The organism is Streptomyces sp. NPDC058469, from assembly GCF_042721125.1.
Lineage (GTDB): Bacteria > Actinomycetota > Actinomycetes > Streptomycetales > Streptomycetaceae > Streptomyces.
On record NZ_JBHXME010000246.1, the window covers coordinates 9,825 to 11,943 of the forward strand.

The 2,119-nt window shown below is 70.6% G+C and carries 2 protein-coding genes; both read right to left on the reverse strand.

The window, feature by feature from the left end:
• A partial coding sequence (locus tag ACFWP5_RS49540; protein WP_384173063.1) for a carboxyl transferase domain-containing protein occupies window positions 1–998 on the reverse strand: 998 nt, incomplete at its 3' end.
• Window positions 988–1,842 (reverse strand): 3-hydroxyacyl-CoA dehydrogenase family protein, encoded by an 855-nt coding sequence (locus ACFWP5_RS49545; protein WP_384173066.1) that lies wholly within the window; start codon window positions 1,840–1,842, stop codon window positions 988–990. The genes ACFWP5_RS49545 and ACFWP5_RS49540, both read right to left, overlap by 11 nt.
• Window positions 1,843–2,119 lie beyond the last annotated feature (277 nt).

A 2,119-nucleotide genomic window follows, 5' to 3' on the forward strand; every position in this document is an offset into this window, starting at 1 on the left:
GTGTCGACGAGAGTGACGACCGGCAGCCGCAGCCGGTCGGCGAGCAGGATCGCGCGCTGCGCGAGACGGAATGCCCCCGGTCCTGGCAGCGCCGGGCGATTGGCCCCGGCGAATCTGTCCATCGCGACGACGACGGCACGCGAACCGGCGATCGTCGCGAGGCCGGCTCGCAGGGCCGGGTCGGAACCGCGCAGCTCCACCCAGGAGTCGGTCAGCCAGCTCGCCCATTCCAGTCCGGACGGGCGTCGGGCGCCTCGGGACCGCTGGAGGAGGAGGTACGGGTCCGCCGGGATCGGTGTCGGGTCGGGCCCCTCGGCCCGGCCCTGCGGCAGCGTCAGCGGCGGGCCCGGGCGGGCGCCGACCGCGGCGGCGAGCCAGCCCCACTGCTCACCGTTCGGTGTGATGGCGTCGACCAGTCCGTACCGGTGGGCCGATTCGGCGGTGTGCGACGTCGGCGGCGGGAACTCGCCGGTCACCTGGGCGACGACGCGCGGCCCGCCGAACCCGATGGTCGCGCCCGGCTCGGCGGCCCGCAGGTCGGCCAGCGAGGCCCACGAAGCGTAGACGCCGCCGGTGGTGGGGGAGCGGAGCACGGCGGCGGTCATCTGACCGGCGGCCGCGTGCCGGGATGCCGCGGACGACGTCCGCGCCATCTGGAGCAGGGAGATCATGCCCTCCTGAAGGCGAGCACCGCCACTGGCGACCGTCTCTACGACCGGCAGTCGGCGCTCGGCGGCGCGGTTGAACGCGCGCACGATCCGCTCACCGGCGACCGCGCCCATCGTCCCGGTCTGGCGGCTCGCGTCGCACTCGATCCAGACGGCCTCGGCGCCACCGAAGGAGACCACGCCGGTGCGGACCGACTCGTCCTCGGACGCCGGCACGGCGTACCCCGCGAACCGGAGCGGATCCTGCGAGCGCAGGTGCGTGTCCCACTGCTCGACAAGCGTGGCCGACTGAGCCGTCCGGCTGCGGCCCGCCGTCGCCTCAGTCGTCATAGCGGTAGAACCCCCGGCCGGTCTTGCGACCCAGCCATCCGAGCCGGACGTACTGCTTGAGCAGCGGCGGCGGGAAATACCGGGGGTCCTTGTACTCCTCGTACATCGACGCGGCCATGTCGTGGACGATGTCGAGGCCGATCAGGTCGCTGAGTTTGAACGGGCCCATGGGGTGGTTGAACCCGAGGCGGATGACGCTGTCGATCGACTCCATGTCGGCCACACCGCGCTCGAATGCCCGCACCGCGTCGAGCAGGTAGGGGACGATGAGCAGATTGCCCACGAAGCCGGGTACGTCGTTCACGACGACCGGGTTCTTGCCCATGGCCACGGCGAGATCGACCATGGTCCGCACGTGCTCCGCGGACGTCACCGGTGTCTTGATCACCTCCACCAGCTTCATCGCCGGCACCGGGTTGAAGAAGTGCAGACCGACGACCCGATCAGGGCGGCTGGTCGCGGCGGCCAGGATCACCAGAGGAATCGTGGAGGTGTTGGAGGCGATGAACGTGTCGGGCCCGACCAGGCCGTCGATCTCCTTGAGAACGCCCTTCTTGAGTTCGACGTCCTCGAACACGGCCTCGACGACCAGGTCCGCATCGGCCACCCGGGCGAGTTCGGTGGTCACGCTGAAGCGGGAGGCGGCCTCGCGCGCCTGCTCGGGGGTGATCTTGCCCCGGGCGGCGGTCGCCTCAAGCCCGGCTTCGATACGCAGCCGAGCCGCCTCGGCGGCCTGCTCGGTGCGTTCGACCCCGACGACGTCGATGCCGGTCTGAGCGGCCACCTGGATGATGCCGGCACCCATGGTGCCGCAGCCGACCACCGCGATCTGCTTGATCTGCACTGATTCTGCCTCCTAGTTCCCACTGGCCGAGCCGCGGCGAACGGCTCCGGGTCCGCATCGGCCAGGAGCCCATACGGTAGATGCAACAGTAAGTACTACCGTATCTCCGATCAGGGAAGGACGTCGAGTGCTGCCTCATGTGACCGAGCGCATGTTCATCGGCCCCGCCCGCCCGGGCGTCGGGGGGGGGCGGTTGGGGTACGGGGACGAAAGGGAGGGGCCGGCGCAGCTTCGCCCCGGGGAGTCGTAGAAACTCCCGGCGGTTTACAACAACAAC